Source organism: Dokdonella sp. (assembly GCF_049593775.1).
Classification (GTDB): Bacteria; Pseudomonadota; Gammaproteobacteria; order Xanthomonadales; family Rhodanobacteraceae; genus Dokdonella.
The window spans coordinates 1-4818 of sequence record NZ_JBAWHJ010000154.1 but is presented as its reverse complement, the minus strand read 5'-3'; the positions used below and the strand labels follow the sequence as shown (position 1 = coordinate 4818).

The following is a 4818-nucleotide window of genomic DNA, read 5'->3' as shown; positions in this document are numbered from 1 at the left end:
ACACCTCCTACGATTTCCAGATGGCCGGCAACTGAGCCTTCGACCGCGCATGCAGCGATCATCAGACCACGAAGCGCATGACAACCGGTCAGATCGACCTGGCTGGGCATTCCCGTTGATTGCATTTCTCGCGGTAGTGGCTGTGCTGCTGGGTCTCGGGCTGATCCTGCTTCCGCGCCTACCTGCCGTTGCGCTGGGCATGGGTGTTGTCGTCGTGTCGATCCTGACGGCCATCGTCGCCGTGGTCGGCCTGCGTGCACGCGGCATTTCGAACCGCTCGGAAGCGGCCGCGATTCCCACGCAACCCGGCAGCACCCGACCGCCGCCGGCCATGCTCGAGGAACTCGAATCACTGCGGGCGATGCAGCATGATCTTGTTGCTGCCAAGCAGGAGGCCGAAGCCGCGACCATGGCCAAGGGCGAGTTCCTGGCCACCATGAGCCACGAGATCCGCACGCCGCTGAACGGCATCGTGCCGCTGCTTGATCTGCTCCGCTCCACGCCGCTGCGTCCCGACCAGCAGGAATACCTTGCCACGGCGCACCAGTCTGCACTGGAGTTGCTGCGCATCGTCGATGACATCCTGGATTTCTCGAAACTCGAAGCCAGCAAGCTCGAGCTGGAGGATGTCGGCGTCAACCTCAAGGAGGTCGTCGATTCTGTTGCCACCCTGATGGAGGGCAGCGCCACCGCGAAGGGTCTGCGCCTGGGTGTCGTGATCGACCCGTCGGTGCGACTGGCCGTGCGCGGCGATCCCATTCGCCTGCGCCAGGTGCTGACCAATCTGGTCAGCAACGCGATCAAGTTCACCGAGCGCGGCAGTGTCACCATCCAGGTCAGCAAGCGCGCCGAGACGCGCAGCCACTACGAGATCACGTTTGCCGTGCGCGATACCGGCATCGGCATCTCGGACACCGCCAAAAAGAAGCTGTTCCAGCCGTTCTCCCAAGCTGACACCTCGACCACACGCGTATTCGGCGGCACCGGCCTCGGCCTGGTCATCTGCACGCGCCTGGTTGATTTGATGGAGGGCAAGATCGGCTTGCGATCCGAGGTCGGGCGCGGATCTGTTTTCTGGTTCAACGTACCGCTGCAAAAGGCGATTGGCGACGTTCGTTCCCGCAGCGATCTGTCCGGGGTCCGTACCCTGCTTTTGAGCGGGGATGATGCATTCCTGCGTCGCGCCGGCAGCCTGGTTGGTCAGCTTGGCATGAGTCACATGCACAGCAATCTCGCCGTTGATGCACTGAGCAAGCTGCGCGCCAGCTCGAGCAAGGGTGATCGGTGGGTGTATGAAGTCCTCATTGTCGATGTCGAATCGGTGGGCGCACCGACCATAGCCCTGATCCGCAATATCCGGCGGGATCCCTCACTCGACCCGCTTTGCATCCTGATCGCAGGCAACGACGAAGCCGTGCAGGACATTCGCAGCGATGAACGCGTGACCGCCTTGTCGGGCAATTTCGACCTGCGCGAGTTGCGTGAGACGCTTGGTCGCCTGCTCGGGGTTGGCCACGGTGAAGAACAGCGCGACGCGCCGATGTTTGGCCTGTCCAGCGAAATGATGACCTCGCAGGCACCGGCGCCGGCATCCGTGCAGTTGCAGGGCCGCGCCTTGCTCGTCGAAGACAATCCGGTCAACGCACAAGTAGCCGGAAGGCTGCTCTCCCTGCTGGGCCTCGGCACCGAGTTCGCCAGCGATGGACAGGAGGCCCTGGACAAGATTTCACGTGGCCACTACGACATCGTGCTGATGGATTGCCAGATGCCCGTCATGGATGGCTATACCGCGACCCGGACACGACGCACGGAAGAACGCGCGCGGAATCTGCCACGCCTGCCGATTATCGCAATGACCGCCAACGCGATGGCTGGCGATCGCGAGAAGTGCATCGACGCGGGCATGGATGACTACCTCAGCAAGCCACTGGATCGCCACCTGCTGGCGAGCACGCTGAGTGGATGGCTGGCGCATTCGACCGAGCCGTCACCCGCGCCAGCTCCGCCGGCCACGAACGCGACCACGGCAGCACCTCGGCGAATCGTCGGCACACCAAATAGTGAATCCGCAGAACTGCAGACTGCCGCCGTCAATCAGGAAGTGGTGCAGGAGCTGCTTGAGGTCATGGGTGACGGATTCGCGAGCTTGCTGCAGATCTACCTGGAAGACACGCCACGACTGCTTTCAAGATTGCGCGAAGCCGCCGACATGACCGACCACGATGCGATCGCTGAAATCACCCATTCACTGAAATCATCCAGCGCCAATCTGGGCGCTCTGCCACTTGCCGAACTGGCCAGGCGCGCCGAAGCCGATGCCCGCTTGCAGTCCAGTGACGAGCTGGGCTCGCTCTCGAATCGCGTCGAGAACGAATTCCAGCGGGTGGTTTGCGCGTTCGAGGAACTGGGCTTGCGCTAACCAGGCCCGACGCGCATACAGAAGCTTGTCCACGCATCGTGCGGAGCAGGCTTTGTGTCGGACAGCATGGACTGGACGCTTTCCTCTTCGCTTGGTTCTCCCTGCGCAAGCAGGAAGAGTCTTGCAATAGTGGAGATGCTGGTCATCCGGCTGTCTTGCGTCATTGCGCCAGTCACTAAGCTGCCGGGCAATCTGCCATTCGACTATCAGGAAGCGATTCCCACCTTGGCGGGAATGACCAAACACGGGCCTCGACGCTAGCTGCCAATCTTGGTCTGCAGGTAGTTCGCCTCGCCCAGTTGCGCGATCAGTGCCAGTTGGGTTTCGAGCCAGTCGATGTGTTCTTCCTCCGATTCGAGGATGTCGACAAACAACTTTCGACTGACAAAGTCGCTGGCGCTCTCGCAGTACGCAATGGCCGCCTTCAGATCCGGAACCGCAAGCTGCTCCAGCTTGAGGTCACAGGCCATCACTTCACTGGGCTTCTCGCCAATCATCAGCTTGCCGAGTTGTTGCAGGTTGGGCAGGCCGTCCAGGAACAGGATGCGCTCGATCAGGCGATCGGCATGCTTCATCTCGTCGATCGACTCCTTGTACTCATGCTCGGCCAGATCCGCATAGCCCCAATTGCGGTACATGCGTGAGTGCAGAAAATACTGGTTGATCGCAGTCAGCTCGTTGAGCAGTGACTTGTTCAGATGCTCGATGACCTTGGCGTCGCCTTTCATGGGCGCGTTCTCCGTGTGGGGTAGGGGTGGCCGCACCAAAGTGACGGTGCAGCGCATGGCGCGACTATAGCGGTTGCGCAGAAATGATCGAGAAACGCGAATCGCACGCATTGATGCGTGCACGTGATACCGGGGAAGTACTGCGGCCAGCAGGCTGCCGGACTATTCCGGCAGGGGGAGGAATACGGCCCGACGAACACTCTCGCAGCCCTGCCTGGCCCAATCCGACTGTTGGCTAGGCGGCGATCGCAAGCCGCAGGGGGAACGGACGAATGGCGGGCGGTCGCGATTCATTGAGAATTTCGCGCGCCATGTCTGCGCAACTGCCGCAACCACTGGCCAGGCCGGTGCGCATGGTCAGTTCCTCAAGCGAGCTGACGCCGCGTGCCGCCGCTTCGCGGATCGCATGATCAGTCACACCATTGCAAATACACACGTACATCGCCAAACCCTGTTCGGGACTGACGCTATTCAATTGCAAATACGAATGATTGTCAACTACCAACGCATTTGATCCCTGGTCCCGGCCCATCGCGAGGCCGCCATGACGGCCGCAAGACACGAGGAAAAAGCCGGAAAGTGCCATCCAGCCAGCAAAACGGGCATCTCCGGATCGGTTTCGACCGGGCTGGCTGACGAACGGGGGCCCGTGCAGCCTTCTAGCGCGAGAACGCCGGCTCCGCACTATCGGATTCGGCGCTGCCCCCTTCCCGCAATGGCATCTGGCATAGCGCCTCGGCCATGGGCAGAAGATGGCGTAAAGCCTGTTCGTACACGCGACGCTTGAAGACCACCACATGCTCGCTGGGATACCAGAAATCCACCCAGCGCCAATGGTCGAATTCCGGCTTTTCGTTGGCATCCAGGCGGAAATGCGCTTCCTCGCCGGTGAATCGCAGCAGGAACCACACCTGTTTCTGGCCCACGCAAGTCGGCCGCACGTTGTGCCTCACATAGCGATTGGGCAGACGATAACGCAGCCAGCCAGGCGTGGCGCCCAGCACCTCGACATGGTGCGGGTGAAGGCCCGTCTCCTCTTCCAGTTCCCGATACATCGCCTCAATAGGCGTCTCGTCGGTACGCATGCCCCCTTGCGGGAACTGCCAGCCATCACGGTTGACCCGGCGCGCCCAAAATACGCGGCCATCATCCCTGATCAGGACGATTCCCACGTTCGGACGATAGCCATCTGGATCGATCACGCAAAAACTCCATGAGTTGCCGGCCTGGAAGCCTCTTCAAGCAAGTACAGAATAGCGTTGAATCTGCACGAATCCGCTCTCCACACGCGCTTGCGCATCGATTCTTCCACAGTGCCTGCGACCGCAGCAAGGCAGCGCATCGGTAATTCGTACACGAAAAAGCGCGCAAACGCTTGACACCGTTGGCCCAGCCTCTAGAATCCGACCCCCCTCAGAGCCTTCGGCTCGCATTGTTATGCAGGTCTGCCGGTCAATGCACGGCACCCATAATGATCAGGATTTCTGGCTATGTAGCTCAGCTGGTTAGAGCACGGCACTCATAATGCCGGGGTCGGTGGTTCGAGTCCACCCATAGCCACCATACAAATCAACCACTTACACTGAAGCAGCGACATAGATGGCCAGACAGAGGCCGGATTGCCGTTTGTGCGGCTGCGTGATCTCCTCATGCGCCCGGACGCCTGCTCGG

Annotated in this window: 4 protein-coding genes and 1 tRNA gene; 2 read left to right on the top strand and 3 right to left on the bottom strand. The window is 60.9% G+C overall.

Annotated features, from left to right (window positions below; translation table 11 throughout):
- The first annotated feature begins 115 nt into the window (after nucleotides 1-115).
- Nucleotides 116-2419 carry an ATP-binding protein gene (locus WBP53_RS05400; protein ID WP_423926703.1) on the top strand — a complete coding sequence of 768 codons (2304 nt, stop codon included), beginning with the start codon at nucleotides 116-118 and terminating at the stop codon, nucleotides 2417-2419.
- Between the two features lie 257 nt (nucleotides 2420-2676).
- Here WBP53_RS05400 and bfr read toward each other — a convergent pair whose 3' ends face one another.
- The 3 genes from bfr to WBP53_RS05385 all read right to left on the bottom strand — a co-directional run bounded on the left by bfr (nucleotide 2677) and on the right by WBP53_RS05385 (nucleotide 4349).
- The gene (bfr, locus tag WBP53_RS05395) at nucleotides 2677-3147 is read right to left on the bottom strand and encodes a bacterioferritin (protein ID WP_423926701.1); all 471 of its coding nucleotides are present in this window, start codon (nucleotides 3145-3147) and stop codon (nucleotides 2677-2679) included.
- A 235-nt stretch (nucleotides 3148-3382) separates the two neighbouring features.
- Complete coding sequence (locus WBP53_RS05390) at nucleotides 3383-3589, bottom strand: bacterioferritin-associated ferredoxin (RefSeq protein ID WP_423926699.1); 207 nt, start codon at nucleotides 3587-3589, stop codon at nucleotides 3383-3385.
- Nucleotides 3590-3806: 217 nt separating this feature from the next.
- Complete coding sequence (locus WBP53_RS05385; RefSeq protein WP_423926697.1) at nucleotides 3807-4349, bottom strand: RNA pyrophosphohydrolase; 543 nt, start codon at nucleotides 4347-4349, stop codon at nucleotides 3807-3809.
- A 284-nt stretch (nucleotides 4350-4633) separates the two neighbouring features.
- Here WBP53_RS05385 and WBP53_RS05380 point away from each other — a divergent pair.
- Nucleotides 4634-4710: transfer RNA gene (locus WBP53_RS05380), tRNA-Met, on the top strand.
- The last annotated feature ends 108 nt before the right edge of the window (nucleotides 4711-4818 follow it).

Excerpts from the sequence above, each read along its gene's own strand:
- bfr (WP_423926701.1), bottom strand. The coding sequence starts at position 3,147 with ATGAAAGGCGACGCCAAGGTCATCGAGCATCTGAACAAGTCACTGCTC.
- WBP53_RS05390 (WP_423926699.1), bottom strand. The coding sequence starts at position 3,589 with ATGTACGTGTGTATTTGCAATGGTGTGACTGATCATGCGATCCGCGAA.